The sequence below is a fragment of the Methylobacterium marchantiae genome (assembly GCF_042679825.1).
GTDB lineage: Bacteria > Pseudomonadota > Alphaproteobacteria > Rhizobiales > Beijerinckiaceae > Methylobacterium > Methylobacterium marchantiae.
Genome location: NZ_JBHTND010000022.1, coordinates 24,714 through 49,116 on the forward strand (window position 1 = coordinate 24,714; position 24,403 = coordinate 49,116).

Sequence of the window (24,403 nt, forward strand, 5' to 3'; positions counted from 1 at the left end):
GGCTCGGACCGCGCGGCGCCTGAGAATGGCGACGGGGTCCGGCGGGCTTTGAGGACAGGCGACATGACCCATCTCAACGAACTCACCCTCGCCGAGGCCCGCGACGGGCTGAAGGCCGGGGATTTCTCGGCCACCGAGCTCGTCAAGGCGCATCTCTCGGCGATCGAAGCGGCGCGCGGCCTCAACGCCTACCTGCTGGAGACGCCCGAGCGCGCTCTGCAGATGGCGGGGGTGGCCGATGCCAAGATCGCCTCCGGCGAGGCCCGCCCCCTCGAAGGCCTGCCGCTCGGGGTCAAGGACCTGTTCTGCACCCACGGTGTGGCCACCACCGCCGGCTCCAAGATCCTCGAAGGGTTCCAGCCGCATTACGAGTCGGCCGTGACCCACAATCTGTGGCGCGACGGCGCGGTGATGCTGGGCAAGCTCAACCTCGACGAGTTCGCCATGGGCTCGTCCAACGAGACCTCGGCCTATGGCGACGTGGTCTCGCCCTGGCGCAGGGCCGGCTCGGATACCAAGCTCGTGCCCGGCGGCTCCTCCGGCGGTTCTGCGGCGGCGGTGGCCGCGCATCTGTGCCTCGGCGCCACCGCCACCGATACCGGCGGCTCGATCCGCCAGCCCGCCGCCTTCACCGGCACGGTGGGGATCAAGCCGACCTACGGGCGCTGCTCGCGCTGGGGCACGGTGGCCTATGCCTCGTCCCTCGACCAGGCCGGGCCCATCGCCCGCACGGTGCGCGACTGCGCCATCCTGCTCGGCTCGATGGCGGGGGCCGATTCCCGCGACACCACCTGCGCCGATCTCCCCGTGCCCGATTTCGAGGCGGCGGTGGCGCGCGGCGTGAAGGGCCTGACCATCGGCATCCCCAAGGAATACCGGGTCGAGGGCATGTCCGCCGAGATCCAGGCACTCTGGGACAAGGGCGCCGCGATGCTGAAGGATGCGGGCGCCACGATCCGCGAGATCTCGCTGCCGCATACGCGCTACGCGCTGCCGGCCTATTACATCGTGGCCCCGGCCGAGGCCTCCTCGAACCTCGCCCGCTACGACGGCGTGCGCTACGGCCTGCGCGTGCCCGGCAAGGACATTGCCGGGATGTACGAGAACACCCGCGCCGCCGGCTTCGGCCGCGAGGTCAAGCGCCGCATCATGATCGGCACCTACGTGCTCTCGGCCGGCTATTACGACGCCTATTACGTCCGCGCCCAGAAGATCCGCACCTTGATCAAGCGCGACTTCGAAGAGGCCTACGCCTCCGGCATCGACGCCATCCTCACCCCCGCCACCCCATCGGCCGCCTTCGGCATCGGCGAGAAGGGCTCGGGCGACCCCGTCGAGATGTACCTGCAGGACGTCTTCACCATCACGGTGAACATGGCGGGCCTGCCCGGCATCTCGGTGCCGGCCGGGCTGGACGCACAGGGGTTGCCGCTGGGCCTCCAGCTCATCGGCCGCCCGTTCGACGAGGAGACGCTTTTCGCCGCCGCCCAGGTGATCGAGACGGCGGCCGGACGGACCAAGCTGCCCGCCGCGTGGTGGGCATGAAGGCGCGGTCATGACCGTCCCGGTCTATCCCTTCGACGTCTGGATCTGGGCCGCGTTCGATCCCGTTCTGATCGCCATCGCGCTGGTCATGGGCTGGAAGTCGGACCAGTTCGTGAAGGTCATCCTCGTGTCGCTGATGGCCTTCGCCATCTCGGTGCTGGTGTCCTGGGCCGTCACAGCCGTCGGCATCCCCTGGCCGGCGCCGATCAGCCATGACGGGCCGACCTTCTTTCCCATCCGCTGGATGGCGGGCTTCCTGTGGGGCACCCTGGGCTTCCTCGCGCACCGCCTCTACCGACTGCGCGCTTGACCGCGCCGGCCCGCACTTCCACCCTCTGGCGCGCCTTTCGCGCCGCGCAACGCTGAACCCGGGCCATCATGACCGCACCCGTGAACCCCAAGAAGCTCATCAAGGGCGGCCTGCACGACTGGGAGGTCGTGATCGGCATGGAGATCCATGCACAGGTCACGAGCCGCTCGAAGCTGTTCTCCGGCGCCTCCACCGAATTCGGCGCCGAGCCGAACGACCACGTCTCCCTGGTGGACGCGGCGATGCCCGGCATGCTCCCCGTGATCAACGAGGAATGCGTGGCCCAGGCCGTGCGCACCGGCCTCGGCCTGAAGGCGCGGATCAACCACCGCTCGGTGTTCGACCGGAAGAACTACTTCTATCCGGACCTGCCGCAGGGCTATCAGATCAGCCAGTTCAAGGACCCCATCGTCGGCGAGGGCGAGGTGCTGGTCGACCTCGCGGACGGCGAGTCGATCACCGTCGGCATCGAGCGCCTGCACCTGGAGCAGGATGCCGGCAAGTCCCTGCACGACCAGAACCCGACCCAGAGCTTCGTCGATCTCAACCGCTCGGGCGTCGCCCTGATGGAGATCGTCTCGCGGCCGGACCTGCGCTCGTCCGAGGAGGCGCGCGCTTACGTGACCAAGCTGCGCACCATCCTGCGCTATCTCGGCACCTGTGACGGCGACATGGAGAAGGGCTCGCTCCGCGCCGACGTCAACGTCTCGGTGCGGAAACCCGGCGATCCGCTCGGCACCCGCTGCGAAATCAAGAACGTCAACTCGATCCGCTTCATCGGCCAGGCCATCGAGGTCGAGGCGCGGCGCCAGATCGCGATCATCGAGGATGGCGGCACGATCTCCCAGGAGACCCGCCTGTTCGATCCGGCCCGGGCTGAGACCCGCTCCATGCGCTCGAAGGAAGAGGCGCACGATTACCGCTACTTCCCCGACCCGGACCTGCTGCCGCTGGAATTCGACCAGGCCTATGTCGATGCCCTGGCCGAGGGCCTGCCGGAACTGCCGGACGCCAAGAAGGCGCGACTGATGAGTGAGTACGGTCTCGATTCTTATTCTGCCAATGTTATGATTGCAGACCGCGCATTTTCTGATTTCTACGAACGAGTGCTGAAAGGCCCTGATGGCAAGTTAACAACGGTAGCGCCAAAACGTGATGCAAAAATTGCAGCTAACTGGGTTATCAATGAGTTCTTTGGGCGTTTGAACAAAGACGGGCTAGATTTATCGCAGGCCCCAGTCGAGCCTGAGCAACTAGGTGCAATTTTAGATCTGCTCGGCGAGAACGTGATCTCGGGCAAGATCGCCAAGGAACTATTTGATATAGTCTGGTCCGAGGGTGGGGACCCGCGCGAGATTGTCAAATCGCGCAGTATGAACCAAGTAAATGACACCGATGCCATCGAGGCGGCGGTGGACGAGATCATCGCCAAGAACCCCGACAAGGTTCAACAGGCCAAGGAGAAGCCGACCCTGCTCGGCTGGTTCGTGGGCCAGACCATGAAGGCCACCGGCGGCAAGGCCAATCCGGCGGCGGTGAACGCGCTGCTGAAGGCCAAGCTAGGGATTGAATAAATTCGCTTTTCTCGCTTAAGATGTACTGGAAAGAAAAAATTCCTGGATGCATCTCTATGGCGAATTCTTCGGCAAAAATCAGCAGATTTGGAAAATGGCTGAAAAAAATTCGAGAAGATAATGAGCTAACTGCTCAGGCAGTAGCAGAACAAGCTGGCGTTTCCAGCGCCACAATTAGATACATTGAGGTTGGTCGGACACAAAATCCAAGCGCTGATACGCAGTCATCAATTGAAGAAGCGATCGAGTACTTAATATCAGGTGGCGTCAGCAAGTTTGGCCAATGGCTAAAATCAGAGCGAGAAAAATCTGGCCTTAGTGCGAGCCAACTATCGCAGAAAGTTGGCATATCTCCGCAGTCAATATATAATATCGAAAATGGCAAAACGCTTAACCCAAGCTATTCCACAAAGGAAAAGATAGAGTCAGTTCTAGGTGTTGAAGCGCCAGAAAATACAACTAAGGAAGATGAGGCGTCGCAATCTGTAGAGGGCTTAGGCTCACTGCAGGATTTCGATCCACATGCGTTTGATCTGATACCGTCAGAGCCTGGGGTATATGTTCTTTATGATATTAGTGATCGGCCGATTTATGTCGGAAGATCTAAAAATGTCAGAAAGCGTCTTATTCAACACTCAAACGCATTCTGGTACAAAAAGCCTATAGTTGTAGCCGCATCATACATTAAAATCACTCAAGACGAGCTAAGGAATCAAATCGAAGAAATAATGATTAAATTTCTTAAAACAAACGCTGTTATTAACAAATCTTATGTCGATAGAAATATGGAAGAAAAGTAATCCTTAGACTCAGTTTCGTCCGAGACAGCGGGCGGCGGAAGCGGTCGAGGTGGGGCATTCTGCGCATTCGAAGTCGTGCCGTATCGGCCGCTTCTGCGCCCCGGAGACCGCTTCCGTCCCGTAATTCGTGTCTGTGCTGCTCAGCGTCCGGACCGAATTAGTCCCGGGCGATCGTCGCAGCGTGCTGCTGGGGTGGAGTCATTCCCGTCTCCTGCCGCTAAGTTGGCCGCGATCGACAACCGATCAGCGCCTCCTCGTTGCTTGAGATGTGCTTTGCATCGAAGCACCCCATCAAGGTGGAACCAGACGGGGCAGGCGTCAAGTCCTTATTTCGTCTTTCGGAAAGCTGTATTCATTCCCATCGCGGCATTCCGGAAACCTGTTGCCCGTCAGACGGTTGACCGGGATGCGACCCGAGCTCCGGGCGTCGCGACGGTGAGAGGGCAGTGTCAGGGCCGGCGGCTCAATGAGCCGTGCCGTCCAGCATCTGGTTCTTCACGAGGTACTTGATGCCCCGGTCGAACGACTCGTCCGTGTTGCCGCGCAGGTCGACGCTGTAGGCCTTCTCCGGCGTGCCGGCCTTCAGGTCCTTCACGTAGACGTTGATGTTGAGGATGAGGTTCGACACCTTCTGCACCTCGCCGGTGATCGCGGCCTCGGCGCCGAGGGTCCGGGCATATTCCTCCGCACAGCCGTTGCAGGCGCGCAGGTCCGCCCCCTTCTCGACCTTCTGGCGGACCGGGTCGGTGGAGACGATGGTGTAGCGCCCGCTCGCCTCGAGCAGATCACGCAACTGGCCGCTGATCCGGGTCAGGCGAGCCCGCTCCTCGTCCGTCGGCGGGGTCGGCGCACCCTTGGCGAACTGGAAATCGAACACGGCGGCTTTCTCCGGCCCCGCGAGGGCCGGACCTGCCAGGCCGATCGCGAGAGCGAGGGCGAGGGCAGCGGCACGCGGGAGATGGGCGAAAGGGAGTCTCGTGGGGGGCGTCATCTGTTCCTCCAGGGTCTTGTTCTCCGGGAGGGACGCGACGTGTCGCGATGGCGTCTTGGCGGCCGCGCCCCTGGTGCCGGTTTCGGCCGAGCACCACGGAAACAACGCCCCAGCACGGGATCGGCTCATACCCGGGTGGTGAGAGGCATGAGCCGAGCCGAATTCTCAAGCCACGGTGCGGTAGCGCTCGGCCGCATGGTCCTGCGCGAAATTGGGAAGCATGGCCGCTCTCGCCGCATCGAAACTGTCCCATTGGCCCGCATCGGGGAGTGGGGGGATGGTGACGGTCTCGCGCCGGTCGAAGCCGACGAGGGCGGCGTCCACCAGCTCGTCGGTGTCCATCACGCCCGACATCGTGTTCACGTCGGCACCCGAGCGCTCCCAGATCTCGGTGCGGGTCGCCGCCGGCAGGACCGCCTGGACGTAGACGCCGCTGGGAGCGAGTTCGAGATGGAGGCCCTGGCTCAGATACAGGACGAAGGCCTTGGTCGCTCCGTAGACGCTCATGCCGAATTCCGGCGCGAGACCGACCACCGAACCGATATTGACGATGGCGCCTTCGCCGGAAGCGGCGAGGCGCGGCGCCACGGCGCCTGCGAGCCGGGTCAGGGCGGTGACGTTGAGGCCGATGAGGTCGGCCATGCGCTCCGGCGTCTGGTCGGTGAAGCGTCCGAGGAGGGCGGCGCCGGCATTGTTGACGAGAATGCCGATCCGGGCATCCTCGCGCAGGCGGGTCTCGATGCGGGCGAGGTCGTCGGCCTGCGTCAGATCGGCCTGGACGACGTCCACGGCGATTCCCGCCTCGCGGCGGAGGCGCTCGGCGAGGGAATCCAACCTCTTCACGTCGCGCGCGACGAGGACGAGGTCATGACCGCGGCGGGCGAAGCGGTCGGCATAGACGGCGCCGATGCCGGAGGAGGCGCCGGTGACGAGAACGGTGGGCTTGGTGGACATGGGGGAGGCTTCCTCAAATTCATGATCATCATCATGTAAAATAAACATGACGACGATCATGATAAGCGTCAAGCCGGAAGGCTCGGCCGGGCGTGAGGTTCCGCACATGCAGGCTTGCCCGCGCGACCGCGCGGCTGCGGTCGTCCGCCGGGCTCATTGAGACTTGGTGTCCGACTCGGGTTCGTCGAAGCCCGCGGCCATGCGACGATCAGGGGGCCGGATCGGAAACCCGGCGGTCTTTCTCGGTCGAGGCGGGGGTGGCCGTCCCCGTGAGGCGGTCGCGCAGGCTCTTCCAGAACGCGCCGCCATGGGCTCCCGCCTCGCCGACCGAGACGGTGGCGTTCATGCCGGCCACCAGCGTGACGCCGTCGGGGACCCGGTCGATGCGGATGCGCACGGGAATGCGCTGGGCGAGGCGCACCCAGGTATAGACCGGGTCGACATTGGGCAGGCCCTGCGTGCTCGGCGACGCGTTGGCGTTGCTGATGCCCAGGGTGATGCTCTCCACCCTGCCGTCGATCAGGGGCGCATAGCCGAGGAGCTCGGCCTTCGCCGCGTCGCCCACATGGATGTGGGCCATCTTCGTCTCCTCGAAATAGCCGTCGATCCAGAACGAATCGGTGTCGATCACCGCGACGTTCACGGTGCCGGCGGTGGCGTAGTCGCCGGCGCGCAGGAGGAGGTTGGTGACGCGGCCGTTCACCGGCGAACGCACCTCGGTGCGGCCGCGATTGACCCGGGCCTGGTGCAGCTGAGCCCTGGCGGAGGCCAGCGCCGCCTCCGCGATCTTGGCGGTGCCCGCATATTGCTGCTTCTCCTCCACCGAGGTGGAGAGGGTGGTCAGCGCCTCGCGACGGGCCGCCTGAGTGCGCTTCACCTGGAGGTCGGCCTCGCGGTTCTCCAGTTCCGCCTGCGCGGTGGCGATGGCGATGTCGAAATCGACGGGGTCGATCACGTAGAGCACGTCGCCCCGGGCGACGTTCTGGTTGTCGGTGACGCGCAGCTCGACGATCTGGCCGGAGACCTGGGGCGCCACGCTCGCCACCTGTACCCGGACGCGTCCGTCGCGCGTCCACGGCGCGGTGACGTAGAATTGCCAGACCAGGGCGGCGGCCACGCAGGCGCAGGCCAGGATCGCTAACGTCGCCAGCAGCCTCAACCCGCGCCGAATCCGGCGCCCGGCGCGGGCCGGCGAGCGCTCCTTCGAGGGAGCGGCGTCCGAGAGGTCGTCGTCGGCTGTGTCGTCGGCCATGTCAGTGGGAGACCATGTCAGCGGGAGGCTCCGCTCGGGGGAAGGCGGCGAGGGCTCAGAGGAAGACGATGAGGAGCGCGAGGATGCAGACGAAGATCCCCGCCTCGGCCAACGGCGGGTTGGCGACGTAGCGGCTGAAGCGGATGCGGCTGAAACCGAGGCGCAGGAGCACCATGATCGCCAGGGCCGCCACCACATAGGCGACGAAGGGCGAGATCAGGACGCCGCCGAGATCGATGTCGTGACGCATGGGACGCCTCCATCGGGCGGGCGGTGGGGCGGAGGAGAGGTCCGCACGCTGCTGAGAACCTCACGGGGATCGCACCGGTTGCAGGACGCCGAGGCGGCGCAGGACGCGGCCCTGATCCTCCAGGACGCGGCTCGCCGTCACGAGGTCGCTGACGAGGCGGGCGATGTCGAGGCGTGTCCGCCTGTCCGCCTCCGGCCCGTGTCGGAGGAACAGGCGCGCGGCCTCGGCGATCGCGGTCGCATCCGCGGCTTCCAGCCCTTCCCGGGCCTGCCTCGCGGCCGCGCGCAGGTCCGGCGTCTCGGGGAGGCGGCAGAGCTGGGCATGGGCGCGGGCGGCCGCGGATTCGAGGCGGGACAGGTCGAAGGCGCGGTCGAGGCTCGCCGCGCGGACCGCGCCGCTGCCCGAACTCCATTGCGAGAATTGCAGCAGCCTGTCGCTGTTGAGGCTGGTGCGGGTGGTGGCGTCGCCGCCATCGCCGGCGAGCGCGTCCAGCACCGAGGCCCTGGCCGAATCGAGGGCGAAGGCCCGGCGTTGCGCGTTCGAGATCGGCAGCACGATCCGCACCGCGACGAACAGGATGCCCGCCGCCATGGTCACCAGGAACGCGTTCGCGAGGAAGGTCTGCGCGTCGTAGGTCTGCGGGTTCGACGGGGACAGGAGGACCATGAAGAAGACGAGGAGAATGAAGCCGACCCCGAAGGTCGGCGGATTCAGGCTGAGGAAGCAGGCGACGAAGATCACGGGCGCGATGGCGATGGCGAGCAGCGGGAAGCCCTGCTCGCCCGCCAGCACGCCGAAGAGCACGAAACCCGCGCAGAGGGCCGCCACGGGCATGCCGATCAGCACGCCGCGGGCGAAGGCCTTCGGATCCGGCGCGATGGCCGAGAGCGCGCAGGTCGCCGCCACCTGCACCAGGGCGAAGGAGGTGGCCGGCCAGCCGGCGGCGATGAGGAACAGGGCGGTGGCGGCGAAGGCGATCCCCACGCGGGCCGCCCCGCGAAGGGCCACCGGAAAATCGCGATGCGTCGGCAGGGCGACGTCGCGCCTCGGCCGGCACCCCGTGGACAGGGCGTTCAGGCCATCCTCGGCGAAGGCCGCCGCGCGCGCGAAGTCGAGGCCGCGCTGGAGCGCCAGGACTTCCACCGGGTCGGTCGTTCCATGCCGGATCGCCGCGTCGACCACCGTGCCGAGGCGGTGCGCGGCCTCGTCGGCACCGGTCCCCGCCTCGTCGGTCAGGCCGAGGCAGATCCTGCGGACCTCGGAGACGGCCTCGCTCGGACGATCCAGCATCCCGCCGGCGGCGGTGAAGGCGCGGCTCGCCGCCGCCATGGCGTAGAGCGCCGCGATCGTGCTGCGCGCGCCCGCGGCCCGCCGCGCGCCGTCGTCGAGCTCGCCGCCGATGGCGCCGGCATCGGCGCGCATCACCGCGATCTGCCGGATCAGGGCGGCGGCCCGCTCCGATCCGGGATCTTTTCGCGACAACGTCTCGCGGGCGAAGGCCTTCGTGGCTTTGAGGGCTTCCGAAAGGGGTTTGCGCAGGGTGCGCCACGTGCTCGGTGAGGCCAGCGCATCGTTGATGAAGGTGATGGCGACGATGCCAATGGTGATCGCGGCGACACGGTCGATCGCGGCGTCGAAGACCTCCTGCGGCGCATCGATATGGGCGACGGCGACGATCGCGACGGTATAGCCCGACAGCATCGCCCCGTAGGCCCGGGTATCCTGCAGGAAGTGGGCGACGAAGACGCAGAGGGCGAGCCAGGTCGCCACGGAGACGAGGAGGAGTCCCCTGTCCTGCCCGAACAGGGCGATCAGCAGGATCGACACCGCCGCGCCCGCCAGGGTGCCGAGGAACCGGTACAGCGCCTTGGACAGGGCCTGGCCGCGCTTGGGCTGGGCCAGGATCGCCACGCAGACGGCCGCCGACGAGGCACCGGAGAGCTGGAGCCAGAAGGCGGCGTAGAGCGCCAGCACCATGGCGAGCCAGATCCGCAGGGCGAAGGCCCAGGCGGAGGGCGCCGGGACGATGCGCTCCGCGAAGGAGAGCGCGCGGTCGAGGGGGGAGGGGCGTGTTCCGGCGGAAGCGCCGCTCACGGGGAAACCCCAGTCACAGGCAATCCCCGCTCACAGGCAATTCCCCGCTCACAGGGAATGCGCGCCCGCCGCCGCATCCACGGCCCTGCCGGCGACCCGCATCTGCCAGAGGCAGAGGAGGGGCGTCACCACGAGCTCCATCGCCAGGGCGCAGAGCATCACCGCCGAGGGCAGGCCCGTGAGATAGAGGCCGAGGAGCCGCGCCAGGCCGCCGAGCACGACGACGAGGGTGAGGAAGCGGAACAGCCGCGACTTGGTCTCGATTCCCGGGACGCAGCTCCAGAACAGGATGCCGATGCCCATCAGAAGGCCGGACAGGTAGCGGAAATGGCTGTCGGCCGAGATTTCGGAGAGGCTGTTGCCGCCGACACCTCCGAGCCCGAACAGGATGCCGAAGAGCCCCGACGCGACCGGGACGATCGCGGCCACCGCCACCACGCGCTGCAGCGCCTCGCGCTCCCGCATCCGTCCGCTTCTCCGCTCCAGGCCGGCGGGGCTCTCGCCCGAGCCCCTCGCCAGCCGAACTAAGCAGGCTCGCGTTGGCAAGCCAACGCTTCACCCTGCTTAGCTTATTGATGTGTCGCAGGTTTTTGTCGCAGAACCGGGGCCACTTCTGCGAAGCCTGCTTAGATCAGGCCTTGATCTCCTTCAAGCGCTTGACGCATTTGCTGAAATATTGCGGCCATTTCGGTCCCTGCGCCGCCTTGTCGGCGACCGAGAGCGCGCGCCATTCGGCGCCGCACTTCTTCTGCCGCTCGCGGGCGGCGCTCTGGCTCACCGTCGGCTCCTTCGCGGCGGCGGCGGGGGCCGTGGACGAGGCCGCCGCCGGGTCCTTGGCGAAAGCCGGGTTCACGAAACTCAAGGCGATCGGTGCCGTGATCGCCACGGCGAGAAGGAAACGAAACCGCATCTCTGCAACCCCAGGTCGTCGGACTGCGCTCACGGGATGGCGCCGATCCGCCGCCATCACAGCTAGAAGTCGGGTGGAGGGCAAGTCCCTTCGCCGTGCCGCCGCACACCGTCCACCGTTCGATGTCGGCGTGGATCCTGCAACCATCCGCCCGCCGTCCGGTTTGATCCGGCGATATGATGCGACCCTGACAGGAGCGGAACGTTTCCCATGGCCGCCGCCACCGAGAAGCCCATCGACGTCCATACCTGGGGCACGCCCAACGGCTGGAAGATTCCGATCATGCTGGAGGAATGCGGGCTGCCCTACCGGGTGGTGCCGGTGAACATCGGCAAGGGCGACCAGATGGCGCCGGACTTCCTGGCGATCTCGCCCAACAACAAGATTCCCGCCATCGTCGATCCGGACGGACCCGACGGCGAGCCGATCGCGGTCTTCGAATCGGGGGCGATCCTGCAATATCTCGGGCGCAAGACCGGGTGCCTCTACCCCGCCGACGAGCGCGCCCGCGTGGCGGTGGACGAGTGGCTGTTCTGGCAGGTGGGAGGGTTCGGACCGATGCTCGGCCAGACCCACCATTTCCGGATCTACGCGCAGGAGAAGATCCCTTACGCGATCGAACGCTTCACCACCGAATCGCACCGGCTCTACGGCGTCCTCGACCGGCGCCTCGCCGACAGGGAGTTCGTGGCCGGCGCGTATTCCATCGCCGACATCGCGATCTTCACCTGGGCCAAGCACCACGACAAGCAGGGCGTCGACCTGTCGGAGCTTCCGAACGTCCGGCGCTGGCTCGTGGGAATCCTGGCGAGGCCGGCCGTCAAGCGGGGCCTCGCCGCGATCTGAACGCTACTTCTTGGCGTCAACCTGGGGAGCGGCCGGCTTGGCCACGGGCTTCGGAGCCGCTTTGGGGGCCGCCGCCTCCGGGGTCGGCGCGATGGCAGCCTGCTGGTTCACGTCTGGCACGCGGGTCCAGGTCTCGGAGCCGCACAGGACCTTGAGCAGGCATCCCGACACGCTGAGCTCCGAGCCGGATTCGCGCTCGAGGCTCACCTGATAGATCTTGCCCTCGTCGATATTGTAGATGTCGCCCGAGAACTTTTCCTCGTCGGGGGCGAGGCCCTCGATGAGCTGCAGGCCGATGACGGGGCGCGAGCGCTTCTTCGGGTCCGGGTTCTTGGCGTCCGTGCGCGGGGCGCCGGTCTCGGTGGTCGGCGTCTTGAGCCACACGACCTTGCCGCAGATGTTCGCGCCGCAATGGTCGATGCGGATCTTGGCGCGGCCGTCCTTGGTTAGCCAGGTGCCGGACGGGTCCTTGGACGGGGCCGCGGCAGCGGCGACGAGTCCGGAGAGCAGGAAGGCGGAGGTCAGGGCAACGCGCATGGCTTTGGGTCTCCTGTGGCCTGTGAAGGGCTGCGGCGCGTCGGCGGGAGCGTCGCAAAGGGTCGTGAGCCGTGAGGTCGAGCGGGTGTGGGGTCGAGAAAGTCTGGAGCCAGAAGACCCCCGCAATTGGGCGATTTTCCGGCAGTGTTGCGCCGGCGCCATGGCCAAGCCGTTTCCGCTGTGGATGGGCGGCATCTCCGCCATCGGGTTGAGGGGAGGGGATGCGGCCGCTATAAGCCGGCCGCCGAAGCCGTTTTCGGCTGAGCGAACATAACCGGACTGATCATGGCCACCGAGCGCACTTTCTCCATCCTGAAGCCCGACGCGACCAAGCGGAACCTCACCGGCGCGGTGAATGCCGTGATCGAGAAGGCGGGCCTGCGCATCGTCGGCCAGCGTCGCATCCAGATGACCCAGGCCCAGGCCGAGAAATTCTACGAGATCCACAAGGAGCGCCCGTTCTTCGGCGAGCTCGTCTCCTTCATGACCTCCGGCCCCGTCGTCGTGCAGGTGCTCGAGGGCGAGAACGCCGTCGCCGCCTACCGCACCGTGATGGGCGCCACCAACCCGGCCAATGCCGACGAGGGCACCATCCGCAAGACCTTCTCCGAATCGGTCGGCGAGAACACCGTCCACGGCTCGGACAGCGCCGAGAACGCCAAGATCGAGATCGCGCAGTTCTTCCAGGATTCCGACATCGTCGGCTGAAGGGTTTCCGACATCGTCGGCTGACCCGGAAAAACCTTCGCGCCCGGGCGGGCTCATCGCGGTCTCGCGCATGGAGACCGACCCGGGCGCGTTGTTCGATCGCATCCCATACCCTGAACCGGGATGCGTTTGGCGGAACGATGCTCGGTGTGGCGCGAACGCCCTTGCGTGCGAGTCGTGCGCGGCGTGAAAGGGATTCCCTCATCGAATCCCTTTTACGGACCCCGAATTCCATGCGCTCCATCGCTCCGCGCACCGGCCGGATTCTGCTCGCCGCCGGCCTCGTCGCCCTCCTCGCCGCCTGCAACGCGAACAAGGGCGGTCCCACGGCGTCGCTCGAAGGCTACACGCCCGACCCGGCCCTCAAGACCGCCTCCGCCAGCAACCTGACCGGCCGTGTGCGCCACGCCTGCACCGTGACGCAGTCGCGCCTGCAGAGCGTTCCCGAGGCCTCCCTCGCCCGTCCGTGCGGCTGCTACGCCAAGCAGACGCTGGCGAGCCTCGACCCGGTCGAGCTCGAATCCTACCGCTCCACCGGCTATTTCAACGATTCGGCCCGCGCCAAGGCACTCTCGGCCCTCGACAGCTGCAAGCTGCCGCGCCCGGCCTAGTCAACGGCTCTGCCGACCTCGGTTCTGTGAGGTCGGCAGGTCGAACCGGGCGTCACTCGGAGAGGCTGAGCAAGGCTCCTTCGGCCGCCGCGACATCCTCGGCGAAGATCACGCGCCCGTCCTCGAGTCTCGCCCGTCCGCCTGCGATCAGCGCCAGGGCGCGCGGATAGAGCCGATGCTCCTGGACGAGGATGCGGGCAGCGAGGCTGTCGGCATCGTCGCCCGGCAGGACCGGGACGGCGGCCTGGGCCACGATCGGCCCGGCATCGAGCTCCGGCACCACGTAATGCACCGTGCAGCCATGCAGCCGCACGCCGGCCGCCAGGGCCTGCTCGTGGGTATGGACGCCGCGGAACAGCGGCAGCAGCGAGGGATGGATGTTGATCATCCGCCCCGCCCAGGCCTCGACGAAGCCGGCGGAGAAGATCCGCATGAAGCCGGCGAGCACCACGAGCTCGATCCCGGCGGCTTCGAGTTCCGCGTTCAGGGCGGCATCGAAGCTCGCCCGGTCGGGATAGGCGCGGTGATCGAGGGCCCTGGTCGCGATGCCGGCGCCCTCGGCATGGGCGAGGCCGCCGGCCTCGGGCCGGTTGGAGGCCACGAGGACGATCTCGGCGGGATAATCCGGCGCCGTCGCGGCCTCGATCAGCGAGACCATGTTCGAGCCGCGCCCCGAGATCAGGATCGCGACCCGCGTCTTGGCGCGCGGCATCACAGGGCGAGCTTGCCCTGGAACGTCACCGGTTCGGGTCCGCGCTCGGTGATGAGTCCGAGGCGGATCGGCGAGGCACCGGCGGTGTCGAGGGCGCGGGTCACCGCTCCGACGCTCTCGGGCGAGACCACCGCCACCATGCCGATGCCGCAATTGAAGGTGCGCAGCATCTCGTGCTCGGCGACGTTGCCCTCGCGGGCGAGCCAGCCGAAGACCGGCGGCGGCACGATGGTGTCGAGATCGATCATGATGCCGACGCCGTCGGGCAACACGCGGGGGAGGTTGTCGGGAAAGCCGCCGCCGGTGATGTGGGCGAGCGCCTTGATCCCGTCGGTGGACTTCAGCGCGGCGAGGAGCGGCTTCACGTAGATCCGGGTCGGCTCGAGGAGGGCGTCGCCGAGCGAGCGCGACGGCTCGAACGGGGCGGGATCTTCGTAGGAGAGGCCGGTCGCTTCCACGATCCGCCGCACCAGCGAGAAACCGTTGGAATGGACCCCGGAGGAGGGCAGGCCGAGAACCACGTCGCCGGGCGTGATGCCGGGGCGCGGCAGCAGCTTGCCACGCTCGGCGGCGCCGACGCTGAACCCGGCGAGATCGTAATCCGCCCCGTCATAGAGGCCGGGCATCTCGGCGGTCTCGCCGCCGATCAGCGCGCAGCCCGCGATGCGGCAGCCCGCCGCGATGCCGCGCACGATGTCGGTGCCGACGCCGGGGACCAGCTTGCCGGTGGCGTAATAGTCGAGGAAGAACAGCGGCTCGGCGCCCTGGACGATGATGTCGTTCACGCACATCGCCACGAGGTCGACGCCGATCGTGTCGTGGCGTCCGGTCTCGATGGCGATCTTGACCTTGGTGCCGACGCCGTCATTGGCCGCCACCAGGATCGGGTCGGAGAAGCCGGCCGCCTTCAGGTCGAACAACCCGCCGAACCCGCCGATCTCGGCATCCGCCCCCGGCCTGCGGGTGGAGCGCACCAGCGGCTTGATCGTCTCGACCATGGCGTTGCCCGCGTCGATGTCGACGCCCGCATCCGCATAGGTCATCCCGCCCTGGCTTTCGCCGTTCGTGTTCTCGGCCGTCATCGGCGCCCCGTCTCGCAATCCGCATCTCGCACGACCGGCATCAGGATGTCGGCCAGAGTCGTTGTCGCTCCTCTAAGCAGGTTTCGCAAAAGTGGTCACCGGTTTTGCGTCGGTGACCTGCGGCACACCAAGGAGCTAAGCAGCGTGAAGCGTTGGCCTGCCAACGCTTCACGCTGCTCTAGCCGCTCGCGCCAATCTCGGCGAGTGGGGATCGGGAAATTCGGCAACGGGTGGCGCCTCGGAGTGACGCCTCACCGTGATATCGGACGGCAATCCGGGGCAGTGACGTCATCCTGGCAGCCTTGACCGTAACCGCTCCCGTTCCCACTCTCCCCAACGGCGGACATGACGAGGGGGAACGGGCCGATGCGCGGCAGGGCGGTGATCGGACTGGTGGGCCTCGGCATCGTCGCCCTGTTGCTCTACCTGCTCTCGGGCGTGATGCTGCCCTTCGTGGCCGGGCTGGCGCTCGCCTACCTGCTCGATCCCATGGCGGACCGGCTGCAGCGCTGGGGGCTCGGCCGGCTGTCCGCCTCACTCCTGATCCTGGCCATGTTCGTCGTCGGCCTCGTGGTGGTGCTGCTGATCGTGGTGCCGCTGGCCGCCAACCAGGTCTCGGCGCTGGTGACGACGCTGCCCGGCATGGTCTCGCGGCTGCAGGGGATCATCGTCGAGCGGGTCGGGCCGCTCATGACCAGGGTCGGCGGCGCCGACGTGCTCAACGACCTGCAATCCTCCGTCGGCACCCTGGTGGGGCAGGGTGGGGCCTGGTTCCTCGCCTTCCTCAAGTCCCTGTGGTCGGGCAGCCAGGCGCTGGTCTCCATCGCCTCGCTGCTCGTCGTCACCCCGGTCGTCGCCTTCTACCTGCTGGTCGATTGGGACCGGATGGTCGCCACCGTCGACGGCTGGACCCCGCCGCGCCATCGCACCACCGTGCGTCGTCTCGCCGGCGAGATCGACCGGGCGATCATCGGCTTCGTGCGCGGACAGACCCTGGTCTGCCTCATCCTGGGCACGTTCTACGCCGTCGGCCTGTTCTTCGTCGGCCTGAATTTCGGCGTGCTGATCGGGATGATCGCGGGCTTCCTCACCTTCATCCCCTATGTCGGGACGCTGGTCGGGTTCCTGCTGTCGGTGGGCGTCGCCCTGGTCCAGTTCTGGCCGACATCGGACTGGCTCCATATCGGGCTGACCGTCGCCGTGTTCGTGATCGGCCAGTTCTTCGAGGGCAACGTCATCTCGCCCAAGCTCGTGGGCGACTCGGTCGGTCTCCACCCGGTCTGGCTGATGTTCGCGCTGCTGGCCTTCGGCTCGCTGTTCGGCTTCCTCGGCCTCCTGCTCGCCGTCCCGGTGGCGGCCTCCATCGGCGTCGTCGTCCGGTTCGCGATCTCGCGCTATCTCCAGAGCCCGCTCTACTATGCCGAAGAGCCGATCCTGATTCAGAAGCGCGAGGGATGAGGACGCCGATGCGCGAGGTCGCGCCCCCGAAGCAGCTCGCCTTCGACCTGCCGCTGGACCCACGCTACGGCCGCGAGGACTTCCTGGTGGGGCCGGCCAACGAGGCAGCCTACGGGCTGGTCGAGGCCTGGCCGCGCTGGCCGGACACGGTCTGCCTCATCACCGGGCCGTCCGGCAGCGGCAAGAGCCACCTCGCCTCGATCTGGGCGACGCGCTCCCATGCCTGGACCGTCCCGGCCTCCGAGGTGAATGCGGGCGCGGTGACGCATCTCGTCTCCAACGGCGCTCTCGTCATCGAGGATATCGACCGGCCCGAGGGGCGCGACGAGGCGGCCCTGTTCCACCTCCTCAACCTCGCGCGCGAGCACGGCAGCCCGGTGCTGATCACCGCCGCCGCGCCGGTGGAGACGCTCGGCCTCGTCACCGCGGACCTGCGCTCGCGCCTCAGGCTGGCGCCGGGCGCCACCATCCTGCCTCCCGACGATGCCCTCATGCGTGCGGTGCTGGTGAAGCTGTTCGTCGACCGCCAGCTCGTGGTCGATCTCAGCGTCGTGGAAGCCATCGCCCTGCGGATCGACCGCTCCCTCGCCCGCGCCAGGGCGGTGGTGGCCGAGCTCGACCGCGACGCTCTGAGACGCGGCCGCCGCATCACCCGGCCGCTGGTCATGTCGGTGCTGGCGGCGCTCGGCCTGCCGGACGAGGAGGCGGGTGACGACGAGGCGGACGATGCCCTGCCCTGATCGCGGGCCGTCCCGATTGTCATACGCCAGGACCCTGCCTCATGTTACGAGGCCGGTCGTTCGACCAGAATGAGGAGAAGACCCGTTGCCGGAAATGGATTCGGACGCGATCGCCAAGGACACCGATGCCGAGGACAGGGAGGCGGCCCTGAACGCCGACGACTCGCCCGGCGACAACGGTCCCGGTGAGGACGGCCGGGGCGACGCGTCGTCCGGATCCGACCCGGCAGACGCCACCAAGAACTCCGCCACCAAACGCCCCGCCGCCCGCCGCCGGCCTGCGGGGACCGGTCCGGTGCGGGCCGCGGCCGTTCGGGCGCGGCCGGCCAAGCCCGCCTCGAAAGCGGCCCCGAAGTCTCGATCCGTGGCGGAATCCGCCCCGATCGACGAAGCGGACGAAGCCGATTCGATCCTGGTCGAGACCGTCATGGCCGATGCGGCGCCCGAGCGGGCACATGCCGAGCCCCAGGTGCGGGAGACCGTGCTCGCGGCCGGGCGTGCCCTGCGCCATTCGCCCGAGCGTTTCGTGAACCGGGAATTGTCCTGGCTGCAGTTCAACCGGCGGGTGCTGGAGGAGGCGTCCAATACCAGCCATCCCCTGCTGGAGCAGCTGCGCTTCCTGTCGATCTCGGCCAACAACCTCGACGAGTTCTTCATGGTCCGCGTGGCGGGCCTGCACGACCAGGTCCGCGCCGGGCTGATCCAGCCGTCGCAGGACGGGCTGAGCCCGGCCGAGCAGCTCGCCCGCATCGGCTCCGAGGTCTCGCGCCTCGCCCTCGACCAGCAGCGGCGCTGGCGCGAATTGCGCGACGACCTGCACGGTGTCGGCATCGATCTGGTGGAGCCCGGCGACCTCACCCCCGAGCACAAGGCCTGGCTGGAGGAGTATTTCCTCAGCCACGTCTTCCCGGTGCTGACGCCGCTGGCCATCGACCCGGCCCACCCGTTCCCGTTCCTGTCCAATCTCGGCTCCAGCATCGCTCTGATGATGGTGCGGCCGCGCGACGGGCGGACCCTGCGCGCCCTGATCCGCCTGCCCTCGGTCCTCGGCCGCTTCGTCCGCCTTCCCGATGTGGCGGGGGATTCCACCGCCCGCTTCATCACCATCGAGCAGGTGATCGTGCTGTTCACCGGCCGCCTGTTCCCGGGCTACTTCGTGAAGGGGCAGGGGGCGTTCCGGGTCATCCGCGATTCCGACCTGGAGATCGAGGAAGAGGCGGAGGACCTCGTCCTGCATTTCGAGAGCGCCCTCAAGCAGCGCCGCCGCGGCGTCGTCATCCGGCTCGAAGTCGAGGCCGGGATGCCGGAGGACCTGCGCGCCTTCGTCGCCGACGAGCTCGAGATCGGCTACGACGCGATCTTCGTGGTGGAGGGCATGCTGGCCCTCAACGAGCTGTCGCAGATCGTCGGGATCGAGCGGCCCGACCTGAAGTTCAAGTCCTACAACCCGCGCTTCCCCGAGCGCATCCGCGAGAGCGGCGGCGACGTCTTCGCGGCGATCCGGCAGAAGGACTTCATCGTCCACCACCCTTACGAATCCTTCGACGCGGTGGTGCAGTTCCTGGCCCAGGCCGCCCGCGACCCGAACGTGGTGGCGATCAAGCAGACCCTTTACCGCACCTCGTCGAACTCGCCGATCGTGGCGGCGCTGGCCGAAGCCGCCGAGCTCGGCAAGTCGGTCACGGCGCTCGTCGAGCTGAAGGCGCGTTTCGACGAGGAGGCCAACATCCGCTGGGCCCGGAACCTGGAGAAGGCCGGCGCGCAGGTGGTGTTCGGCTTCATCGAGCTGAAGACCCACGCCAAGCTGTCGATGGTGGTGCGCCGCGAGGGCGACAAGCTCGTGAGCTACTGCCATGTCGGCACCGGCAACTACCACCCGATCACGGCGCGGGTGTACACCGACCAGTCGTTCTTCACCGCCGATCCGGCGGTGGCCCGCGACGTCAGCCGCATCTTCAACTACATCACCGGCTACGCCGAACCGGCCGAGCTCGAACGGATGTCGGTCTCGCCGCTGACGCTGAAGCCGCGCCTCATCGAGAGCATCGAGGCCGAGGTGGCCCATGCCAAGGCGGGGCGTCCGGCCGCGATCTGGATCAAGTGCAACTCGCTCGTCGACGCGCAGATCATCGATGCGCTCTACGACGCCTCACAGGCCGGCGTGCAGATCGACTGCGTGGTGCGCGGCATCTGCTGCCTCAGGCCCGGCATCCCCGGCCTGTCGGAGACGATCCGGGTGAAATCCATCGTCGGGCGCTTCCTGGAGCACGGACGGATCTACGCCTTCGGCAACGGATTCGGCCTGCCGCACCCCAAGGCCACGGTCTCGATCTCGTCCGCCGATCTGATGAGCCGCAACCTCGACCGCAGGGTCGAGGCGCTCCTGCCGATCACCAACCAGACTGTGCACCAGCAGGTGCTGGACCAGATCATGCTCGCCAACCTCCTCGACAACCAGCAGAGCTGGCGTGTACTGGCATCGGGTGCGAGCGAGCGGGTCCAGCCCTCCGAGGGCGAGGAGCCGTTCAACGCGCACAAGTACTTCATGACGAACCCGAGCCTGTCGGGCCGGGGCAAGTCCTCGAAGAAGTCGAGCCCGCGTGCGCTGAGCCGCAGAGCCCAGCGCCCGTGAACGGACGAGCCCAGCAGGAGCCGGTCATGGGACGTCCTCGCGACGGCAGGGCAGGGTTCGACAGGGCGGGCATCGGCTTCACGACCCAAGGAGATCCCGGCGTGCAGGATCGCGTGGAACCGGTGGCGATCATCGACATCGGGTCGAATTCCGTGCGTCTCGTGGCCTATGACGGCCTGAACCGCGCGCCCACCCCGCTCTACAACGAGAAGGTCCTGTGCGGCCTCGGCCGCAACGTGCTCACCACCGGCCGGCTCAACGAGGAGGCGGTCCGTCGCGCCCTCAGCGCGCTCGCGCGCTTCCGTATCCTGTGCGAGACGATGAGGGTCGGGCGCGTCTTCGTGCTGGCCACGGCCGCCGCGCGCGACGCCCAGAACGGTCCGGAATTCCTCGCCGCGGCGGAGGCCGCCTGCGGCCAGCGGATCGAGCTCCTGTCGGGACGGCGCGAGGCGGAGCTCTCGGCCCTCGGCGTGGTCTCGGGCTTCCATACGCCGGACGGGGTCGTCGGCGATCTCGGCGGCGGCTCCCTCGAACTCGTGGACGTGCGCGGCGCCACGGTGGGGCAGGGCGTGACCATGCCGCTCGGAGGGCTCGCCCTCCAGGACCTCTCCGGCGGTTCCGTGAAGAAGGCCCTCAAGATCGCCCGGGAGAACCTCGCCAAGGCGGCTCCCCAGCTCGAGACCCTGCGCGGGCGCAGTTTCTACGCGGTCGGCGGAACCTGGCGGGCCCTGGCCCGCCTGCACCAGGCCGCGCGGGGATATCCGCTCCACGTCATGCACGGCTACACGATCGAGCCGTCCGACGAGCTGAGCTTCCTCGAAGTGGTCGAGCGCACCGACGCCGCGCTGCTGCAGGACGTGGAGGCCGTCTCCGAGGCGCGCCGGCCGCTTCTGGCCTACGGCGCCGTGGTGCTGGAGGAGATCATCCGCGTCGGCCGCCCGCGCGAACTCGCCATCTCGGCGAGCGGCGTGCGCGAGGGCCTGCTCTACGAGCAGCTCGACCGCGACACGCGCCTGACCGATCCGCTGCTCGCGGCGGCGGCCGAGCTCAACCGGCTGCGCGCCCGCTCGCCGGGACACGGCGCCGATCTCATCGCCTGGACCGACCGGTTCGTGGCCACCCTCGACGGGCCGGAGACCGCCGACGAGCGCCGCCTGCGCCACGCCGCCTGCCTGCTGTCGGATATCGGCTGGCGCGCGCATCCCGATTACCGGGGCGAGCAGAGCATCAACATCATCACCCATGCGGCCTTCGTCGGGATCGACCATCCCGGCCGGGCCTATCTCGCGCTGGCGGTCTATTTCCGCCACGAGGGCGTCGCCGCCGAGAAGGCGAGCCCGATGCTGCGCAGCCTCGCCGGGCCGCGCCTGTTCGAGCGCGCCCGCCTCCTCGGGGCCCTCCTGCGCATCGCCTTCCCGGTCTCGGCGGGGATGGAGGGGGCGCTCGCGCGCCTGCCGGTGCTCCTGGAGGACGGGCGGGTGACGCTGACCCTGCCGGCGGACATGGCCGCCTTGCCGGGCGACCGCCTCCTCAACCGTGTCCGCGGCCTCGGCCGGATACTGGGGCTGGAGGGGCGGATCGCGGTGGTGTGAGCGCGACCCTCATATAAGAAAAATTTCAAGCAGAAAGTTATTTTTCAGATTTTGTACTATTAGCCAGTGCTCTTTTTAAGCGTCGCCCCACCTTGGCGATATCTTCTGCTACTGGAAGGTTTTCTGGCATGGTTCCTCCAATGTCATGTATTGCTTGTCTGACTTTTGCGCCAACCTCGAAATGAGCTGCATTTGCTGCGCCTTTGCCTTTGATGTCCTCGCGTCTTAATTTCTCTTCAGTTTGCGTTGCGCGGAATAGATTCGCAGCTAGCTCAGTGCTCCCCATGTGATCAAGGATATGCTGTTTAGATTTTAGGCCTTTTCGCCGCTGAATCCCATTTCGATCCAAGCCTCCATAAAGACCTTTATAGCCAAATGTTTGGAATACGGCGAAGTCAAATGGATCGATAACACCAGCGCCTTTAGCCGCACTCGCAAGCTTTTTGTTGTGATCTTTTATTTCCTCGCGGAGGAGTAGTCGTTTTTGGTCTTCTGAGAGCGGGGCATACTGCGAGGAATCCTCGTCCTGAACTTCCTGACGACGAGTTTGGATTGCAAAGTATGTTTGAGCAAACGCAATCGGCTTCTTGCGTGAGTCGCCGTTCTGGGCGGTAAGGTAACAAGCGTAGCGTGTGAGGTGAATGTCTGGGATCGCGCGCTCGGCTCCCGAGCCGATAGAGACCATTTTCCGGGCGTCCGCAAAATGGTCTTCAGGCGCTTGGCCCGTTGAGCGACAGGCGATTTTCGCTTTCTCAATTACTTCGACAAAGCTATCCCATTTTGAGTACCCAAGTAGATCTTGAAGATCTCGCGCTGCCCAAAATTCGACGCCACGTTCATCGACTTGACTTGCATTCTCAAAGCAATCAATTAGGCGTTCGATTGCACCGTCTTTTAGCGATGCGTTTGTGATGTTCGCAAATTCAAGAGAATTATTGGTCGTAAGATCTTCAATAGTCTTTCCAAGGGCCATCTCAGCTAGCTTTCCGGCATTTCTATCTCTGTTCATGCGATTTATTCCTGATGGTGAAATAGCGCTAGGCAATAATTAATTTACTGTCGTAGTTCGGGACGTGCTTAAAATGGCCCATCGCAGACGGTGCCAGAAATTTGGTGCAAATTTGCCTGGAAAGGCTCGATAGTGCCACATGCGATCATCGATCTCATTAGATACAGATGAGATTTCTATCAAGGGTTGTAGAAGAATTTTAGATTCTCACTCCGGCCGATCCGCAAAGATCGCCTTCTTGACGATGGCGTGGACGCCCCAATTGCCGTCCACCACCTGGGTGATGCCGAAATCGACGGCGATGGACATGAGCGAGATCGCCTCGTCCTCGGTGAGACCCTTCGCCTGCATCAGGAAGGACCGCATCTTGCGGAAGGCGTCGCGCATGGCGAGGTCGATGGAGGATTTGGCGAAGATCTCGCTCTGCGCGTCGGGGCCGAGATCGGCGAGGTAGTTGGGGTAGCTGAAGCCCGAGAGCACCCAATCCTCGGCGGTCTCGATCATCGGGAAGTCGAGGGTCTCCAGGGCCGTGCCGGCGAGGTCCGCCTTCTTGTGAAGGACGAACTGGAACGTGCCGGTGAGCGAGCACTCGATGGCGGTGCCGCAGAGTTCGGAATCGCCCTGGCTCGCATGCGGGTCGCCCACCGAGAACAGGGCGCCCGGCACCGCGACGGGATAGTACATCGTCGCGCCCTTGCCGATGCGCCAGTTGTCGATGTTGCCGCCGGTGTAGCTCGGAGGGATCGAGTTCACCATGTCGGCCTCCTTGGGCGCGAGACCCATCGTGCCGAAATGCGGGCGGATCGGCACGCGCACGCCCTTGAGGACGTCGAAATTGCGGTTCGTCCTGGTGTGGTCGACGGGGATGCCGGGATAATCGATGGTGGGATGCGCCACGCCGAACGGGTCGGTCACGCCGGGCCAGCGGAAATTGTAGACCGCCTTCGCCCAGTCGCGGGCGCCGCTCGCATCGACCTCGTAGATGGTGATGACCTCGCGCGGCCGGTCGCCGGTGATCATGTCCTTGTAATGGTAGCCCCACCAGGCGGCGGCGTTGCTGCCGAAGCTGCGCCCCTTGAAGGCGGGATTGGCGCAGGGGCGGGGCGCCACGTCGAGGATGCGCACTTCCAGCACGTCGCCGGGCTCAGCCCCGCGGATCGCCACCGGCCCGGTGCAGATATGGACGCCGAGGCCGCCGCCCGGTCCGAGCGGGCCGGTCTCCGGCCCGGCGCCGCGGCGGGCGACGCCCTTCTTCTCCCTGGTCCAGAGGAACACGCTCTCGGCGCCGGGATCGCCCGTCACCATGCGCTCGGCATCGTCGTTGGCGTGGTGGGTCAGGGTCTCGATGGTGACGTAGTCGCCGGACGCGATCTCGACCTGGGGCTTCAGCAGCTTCGAGAAATAGCCCCAATGCACGGTCTCGGCGGTGGCCGGCAGGTGGTAATGCGCCGTCTGCCGGATGCCCTTGGCGCTGGTCTGCGCCAGGGCGGGGCCGACGAGGGAGAGGCCTCCGGCGGCGAGGGCCGCGGCACCCCCGGTGGCCACGAACCCGCTCTTCAGGAAGGCGCGCCGCTCGGGCGCCAGATCCCCCAGGAAGCGGCTCCGATGCTCGGCGAAATGCGCGCAGTTCGGGTCGTCACCGAGACACATGGGTTTTTCCCGCTGGAAGGGTCGATCGCGAATTCCTCATGCAATCCGGCGGCCAGGCGCCTCAGGGTCCGCCCCTGTTTCCGGGCTCGCAAACGGGAAAGGCCCCCGAGATCTCGGAGGCCTTTCCCGTGGTCTGGCCGCCGATG

The 24,403-nt window shown here is 66.7% G+C and carries 23 protein-coding genes; 11 read left to right on the plus strand and 12 right to left on the minus strand.

What is annotated here, in order from left to right:
* Window positions 1-63 precede the first annotated feature (63 nt).
* From gatA to ACFQ4G_RS15730, 4 genes are all read left to right on the plus strand, one after another.
* Window positions 64-1,545 (plus strand): Asp-tRNA(Asn)/Glu-tRNA(Gln) amidotransferase subunit GatA, encoded by a 1,482-nt coding sequence (gatA, locus tag ACFQ4G_RS15715; protein WP_238204747.1) that lies wholly within the window; start codon window positions 64-66, stop codon window positions 1,543-1,545.
* 10 nt (window positions 1,546-1,555) lie between these two features.
* Window positions 1,556-1,855, plus strand: a complete 300-nt coding sequence (locus tag ACFQ4G_RS15720; protein WP_238204749.1) for a hypothetical protein — start codon at window positions 1,556-1,558, stop codon at window positions 1,853-1,855.
* 68 nt (window positions 1,856-1,923) lie between these two features.
* Window positions 1,924-3,429, plus strand: coding sequence for an Asp-tRNA(Asn)/Glu-tRNA(Gln) amidotransferase subunit GatB (gene gatB, locus ACFQ4G_RS15725; RefSeq protein WP_238204751.1), 1,506 nt, complete (start codon window positions 1,924-1,926; stop codon window positions 3,427-3,429).
* Between the two features lie 56 nt (window positions 3,430-3,485).
* Window positions 3,486-4,229: a helix-turn-helix domain-containing protein gene (locus ACFQ4G_RS15730; RefSeq protein ID WP_238204753.1), complete on the plus strand. Its 744-nt coding sequence runs from the start codon at window positions 3,486-3,488 to the stop codon at window positions 4,227-4,229.
* 463 nt (window positions 4,230-4,692) lie between these two features.
* Here ACFQ4G_RS15730 and ACFQ4G_RS15735 read toward each other — a convergent pair whose 3' ends face one another.
* From ACFQ4G_RS15735 to ACFQ4G_RS15765, 7 genes are all read right to left on the minus strand, one after another.
* Window positions 4,693-5,220 carry a DUF3280 domain-containing protein gene (locus ACFQ4G_RS15735; RefSeq protein ID WP_238204754.1) on the minus strand — a complete coding sequence of 176 codons (528 nt, stop codon included), beginning with the start codon at window positions 5,218-5,220 and terminating at the stop codon, window positions 4,693-4,695.
* Window positions 5,221-5,385: 165 nt separating this feature from the next.
* Complete coding sequence (locus ACFQ4G_RS15740) at window positions 5,386-6,174, minus strand: SDR family NAD(P)-dependent oxidoreductase (protein ID WP_238204755.1); 789 nt, start codon at window positions 6,172-6,174, stop codon at window positions 5,386-5,388.
* Between the two features lie 208 nt (window positions 6,175-6,382).
* Window positions 6,383-7,426: a biotin/lipoyl-binding protein gene (locus tag ACFQ4G_RS15745; RefSeq protein ID WP_238204756.1), complete on the minus strand. Its 1,044-nt coding sequence runs from the start codon at window positions 7,424-7,426 to the stop codon at window positions 6,383-6,385.
* 55 nt (window positions 7,427-7,481) lie between these two features.
* A complete protein-coding gene (locus ACFQ4G_RS15750; protein ID WP_238204757.1) occupies window positions 7,482-7,676 on the minus strand; it encodes a DUF1656 domain-containing protein in 195 nt (64 codons plus the stop codon).
* 60 nt (window positions 7,677-7,736) lie between these two features.
* Entirely contained in the window at window positions 7,737-9,770 is a 2,034-nt protein-coding gene (locus ACFQ4G_RS15755; RefSeq protein WP_238204762.1) for an FUSC family protein, read from the minus strand.
* Between the two features lie 48 nt (window positions 9,771-9,818).
* Window positions 9,819-10,235, minus strand: coding sequence for a DUF4345 domain-containing protein (locus tag ACFQ4G_RS15760; protein WP_238204764.1), 417 nt, complete (start codon window positions 10,233-10,235; stop codon window positions 9,819-9,821).
* A 166-nt stretch (window positions 10,236-10,401) separates the two neighbouring features.
* Entirely contained in the window at window positions 10,402-10,680 is a 279-nt protein-coding gene (locus tag ACFQ4G_RS15765) for a hypothetical protein (protein WP_238204765.1), read from the minus strand.
* A gap of 210 nt (window positions 10,681-10,890) precedes the next feature.
* Here ACFQ4G_RS15765 and ACFQ4G_RS15770 point away from each other — a divergent pair, with 210 nt between their 5' ends.
* Entirely contained in the window at window positions 10,891-11,526 is a 636-nt protein-coding gene (locus ACFQ4G_RS15770; RefSeq protein WP_238204767.1) for a glutathione S-transferase N-terminal domain-containing protein, read from the plus strand.
* Between the two features lie 3 nt (window positions 11,527-11,529).
* Here the strand turns inward: ACFQ4G_RS15770 and ACFQ4G_RS15775 are convergent, their stop codons facing one another.
* Window positions 11,530-12,063 carry a DUF2147 domain-containing protein gene (locus tag ACFQ4G_RS15775; protein ID WP_238204769.1) on the minus strand — a complete coding sequence of 178 codons (534 nt, stop codon included), beginning with the start codon at window positions 12,061-12,063 and terminating at the stop codon, window positions 11,530-11,532.
* 285 nt (window positions 12,064-12,348) lie between these two features.
* On the opposite strand from ACFQ4G_RS15775, the gene ndk reads away from it, so the two are divergent.
* Together ndk and ACFQ4G_RS15785 are read left to right on the plus strand one after the other, a co-directional pair.
* The gene (gene ndk / locus ACFQ4G_RS15780) at window positions 12,349-12,771 is read left to right on the plus strand and encodes a nucleoside-diphosphate kinase (protein ID WP_018043493.1); all 423 of its coding nucleotides are present in this window, start codon (window positions 12,349-12,351) and stop codon (window positions 12,769-12,771) included.
* 233 nt (window positions 12,772-13,004) lie between these two features.
* Complete coding sequence (locus ACFQ4G_RS15785) at window positions 13,005-13,382, plus strand: hypothetical protein (protein WP_238204771.1); 378 nt, start codon at window positions 13,005-13,007, stop codon at window positions 13,380-13,382.
* A 52-nt stretch (window positions 13,383-13,434) separates the two neighbouring features.
* Here ACFQ4G_RS15785 and purN read toward each other — a convergent pair whose 3' ends face one another.
* Both purN and purM read right to left on the minus strand, forming a co-directional pair.
* Entirely contained in the window at window positions 13,435-14,094 is a 660-nt protein-coding gene (gene purN / locus ACFQ4G_RS15790) for a phosphoribosylglycinamide formyltransferase (protein WP_238204772.1), read from the minus strand.
* Window positions 14,094-15,176 (minus strand): phosphoribosylformylglycinamidine cyclo-ligase, encoded by a 1,083-nt coding sequence (purM, locus tag ACFQ4G_RS15795; RefSeq protein ID WP_238204773.1) that lies wholly within the window; start codon window positions 15,174-15,176, stop codon window positions 14,094-14,096. The genes purN and purM overlap by 1 nt, the downstream gene beginning before the upstream one ends.
* Window positions 15,177-15,542: 366 nt before the next feature.
* Here purM and ACFQ4G_RS15800 point away from each other — a divergent pair, with 366 nt between their 5' ends.
* The 4 genes from ACFQ4G_RS15800 to ppx all read left to right on the plus strand — a co-directional run bounded on the left by ACFQ4G_RS15800 (window position 15,543) and on the right by ppx (window position 21,598).
* Window positions 15,543-16,634, plus strand: coding sequence for an AI-2E family transporter (locus tag ACFQ4G_RS15800; protein WP_238204814.1), 1,092 nt, complete (start codon window positions 15,543-15,545; stop codon window positions 16,632-16,634).
* Between the two features lie 8 nt (window positions 16,635-16,642).
* Window positions 16,643-17,374: a DnaA ATPase domain-containing protein gene (locus ACFQ4G_RS15805; RefSeq protein ID WP_238204816.1), complete on the plus strand. Its 732-nt coding sequence runs from the start codon at window positions 16,643-16,645 to the stop codon at window positions 17,372-17,374.
* 85 nt (window positions 17,375-17,459) lie between these two features.
* Complete coding sequence (locus tag ACFQ4G_RS15810; RefSeq protein WP_238204774.1) at window positions 17,460-20,006, plus strand: RNA degradosome polyphosphate kinase; 2,547 nt, start codon at window positions 17,460-17,462, stop codon at window positions 20,004-20,006.
* A gap of 26 nt (window positions 20,007-20,032) precedes the next feature.
* Entirely contained in the window at window positions 20,033-21,598 is a 1,566-nt protein-coding gene (gene ppx / locus ACFQ4G_RS15815) for an exopolyphosphatase (RefSeq protein WP_238204775.1), read from the plus strand.
* Window positions 21,599-21,635: 37 nt separating this feature from the next.
* On the opposite strand, the gene dinD is transcribed toward ppx, so the two are convergent.
* Together dinD and ACFQ4G_RS15825 are read right to left on the minus strand one after the other, a co-directional pair.
* Window positions 21,636-22,607, minus strand: a complete 972-nt coding sequence (gene dinD / locus ACFQ4G_RS15820) for a DNA damage-inducible protein D (RefSeq protein WP_238204776.1) — start codon at window positions 22,605-22,607, stop codon at window positions 21,636-21,638.
* Window positions 22,608-22,814: 207 nt separating this feature from the next.
* On the minus strand, window positions 22,815-24,257 hold the full coding sequence (locus ACFQ4G_RS15825; protein WP_238204777.1) for an acetamidase/formamidase family protein: 1,443 nt from the start codon (window positions 24,255-24,257) through the stop codon (window positions 22,815-22,817).
* Window positions 24,258-24,403 lie beyond the last annotated feature (146 nt).

Excerpts from the sequence above, each read along its gene's own strand:
- gatA (WP_238204747.1), top strand. The coding sequence starts at position 64 with ATGACCCATCTCAACGAACTCACCCTCGCCGAGGCCCGCGACGGGCTG.
- ACFQ4G_RS15720 (WP_238204749.1), top strand. The coding sequence starts at position 1,556 with ATGACCGTCCCGGTCTATCCCTTCGACGTCTGGATCTGGGCCGCGTTC.
- gatB (WP_238204751.1), top strand. The coding sequence starts at position 1,924 with ATGACCGCACCCGTGAACCCCAAGAAGCTCATCAAGGGCGGCCTGCAC.
- ACFQ4G_RS15730 (WP_238204753.1), top strand. The coding sequence starts at position 3,486 with ATGGCGAATTCTTCGGCAAAAATCAGCAGATTTGGAAAATGGCTGAAA.
- ACFQ4G_RS15735 (WP_238204754.1), bottom strand. The coding sequence starts at position 5,220 with ATGACGCCCCCCACGAGACTCCCTTTCGCCCATCTCCCGCGTGCCGCT.
- ACFQ4G_RS15740 (WP_238204755.1), bottom strand. The coding sequence starts at position 6,174 with ATGTCCACCAAGCCCACCGTTCTCGTCACCGGCGCCTCCTCCGGCATC.
- ACFQ4G_RS15745 (WP_238204756.1), bottom strand. The coding sequence starts at position 7,426 with ATGGCCGACGACACAGCCGACGACGACCTCTCGGACGCCGCTCCCTCG.
- ACFQ4G_RS15750 (WP_238204757.1), bottom strand. The coding sequence starts at position 7,676 with ATGCGTCACGACATCGATCTCGGCGGCGTCCTGATCTCGCCCTTCGTC.
- ACFQ4G_RS15760 (WP_238204764.1), bottom strand. The coding sequence starts at position 10,235 with ATGCGGGAGCGCGAGGCGCTGCAGCGCGTGGTGGCGGTGGCCGCGATC.
- ACFQ4G_RS15765 (WP_238204765.1), bottom strand. The coding sequence starts at position 10,680 with ATGCGGTTTCGTTTCCTTCTCGCCGTGGCGATCACGGCACCGATCGCC.
- ACFQ4G_RS15770 (WP_238204767.1), top strand. The coding sequence starts at position 10,891 with ATGGCCGCCGCCACCGAGAAGCCCATCGACGTCCATACCTGGGGCACG.
- ACFQ4G_RS15775 (WP_238204769.1), bottom strand. The coding sequence starts at position 12,063 with ATGCGCGTTGCCCTGACCTCCGCCTTCCTGCTCTCCGGACTCGTCGCC.
- ndk (WP_018043493.1), top strand. The coding sequence starts at position 12,349 with ATGGCCACCGAGCGCACTTTCTCCATCCTGAAGCCCGACGCGACCAAG.
- ACFQ4G_RS15785 (WP_238204771.1), top strand. The coding sequence starts at position 13,005 with ATGCGCTCCATCGCTCCGCGCACCGGCCGGATTCTGCTCGCCGCCGGC.
- purN (WP_238204772.1), bottom strand. The coding sequence starts at position 14,094 with ATGCCGCGCGCCAAGACGCGGGTCGCGATCCTGATCTCGGGGCGCGGC.
- purM (WP_238204773.1), bottom strand. The coding sequence starts at position 15,176 with ATGACGGCCGAGAACACGAACGGCGAAAGCCAGGGCGGGATGACCTAT.
- ACFQ4G_RS15800 (WP_238204814.1), top strand. The coding sequence starts at position 15,543 with ATGCGCGGCAGGGCGGTGATCGGACTGGTGGGCCTCGGCATCGTCGCC.
- ACFQ4G_RS15805 (WP_238204816.1), top strand. The coding sequence starts at position 16,643 with ATGCGCGAGGTCGCGCCCCCGAAGCAGCTCGCCTTCGACCTGCCGCTG.
- ppx (WP_238204775.1), top strand. The coding sequence starts at position 20,033 with ATGGGACGTCCTCGCGACGGCAGGGCAGGGTTCGACAGGGCGGGCATC.
- dinD (WP_238204776.1), bottom strand. The coding sequence starts at position 22,607 with ATGAACAGAGATAGAAATGCCGGAAAGCTAGCTGAGATGGCCCTTGGA.
- ACFQ4G_RS15825 (WP_238204777.1), bottom strand. The coding sequence starts at position 24,257 with ATGTGTCTCGGTGACGACCCGAACTGCGCGCATTTCGCCGAGCATCGG.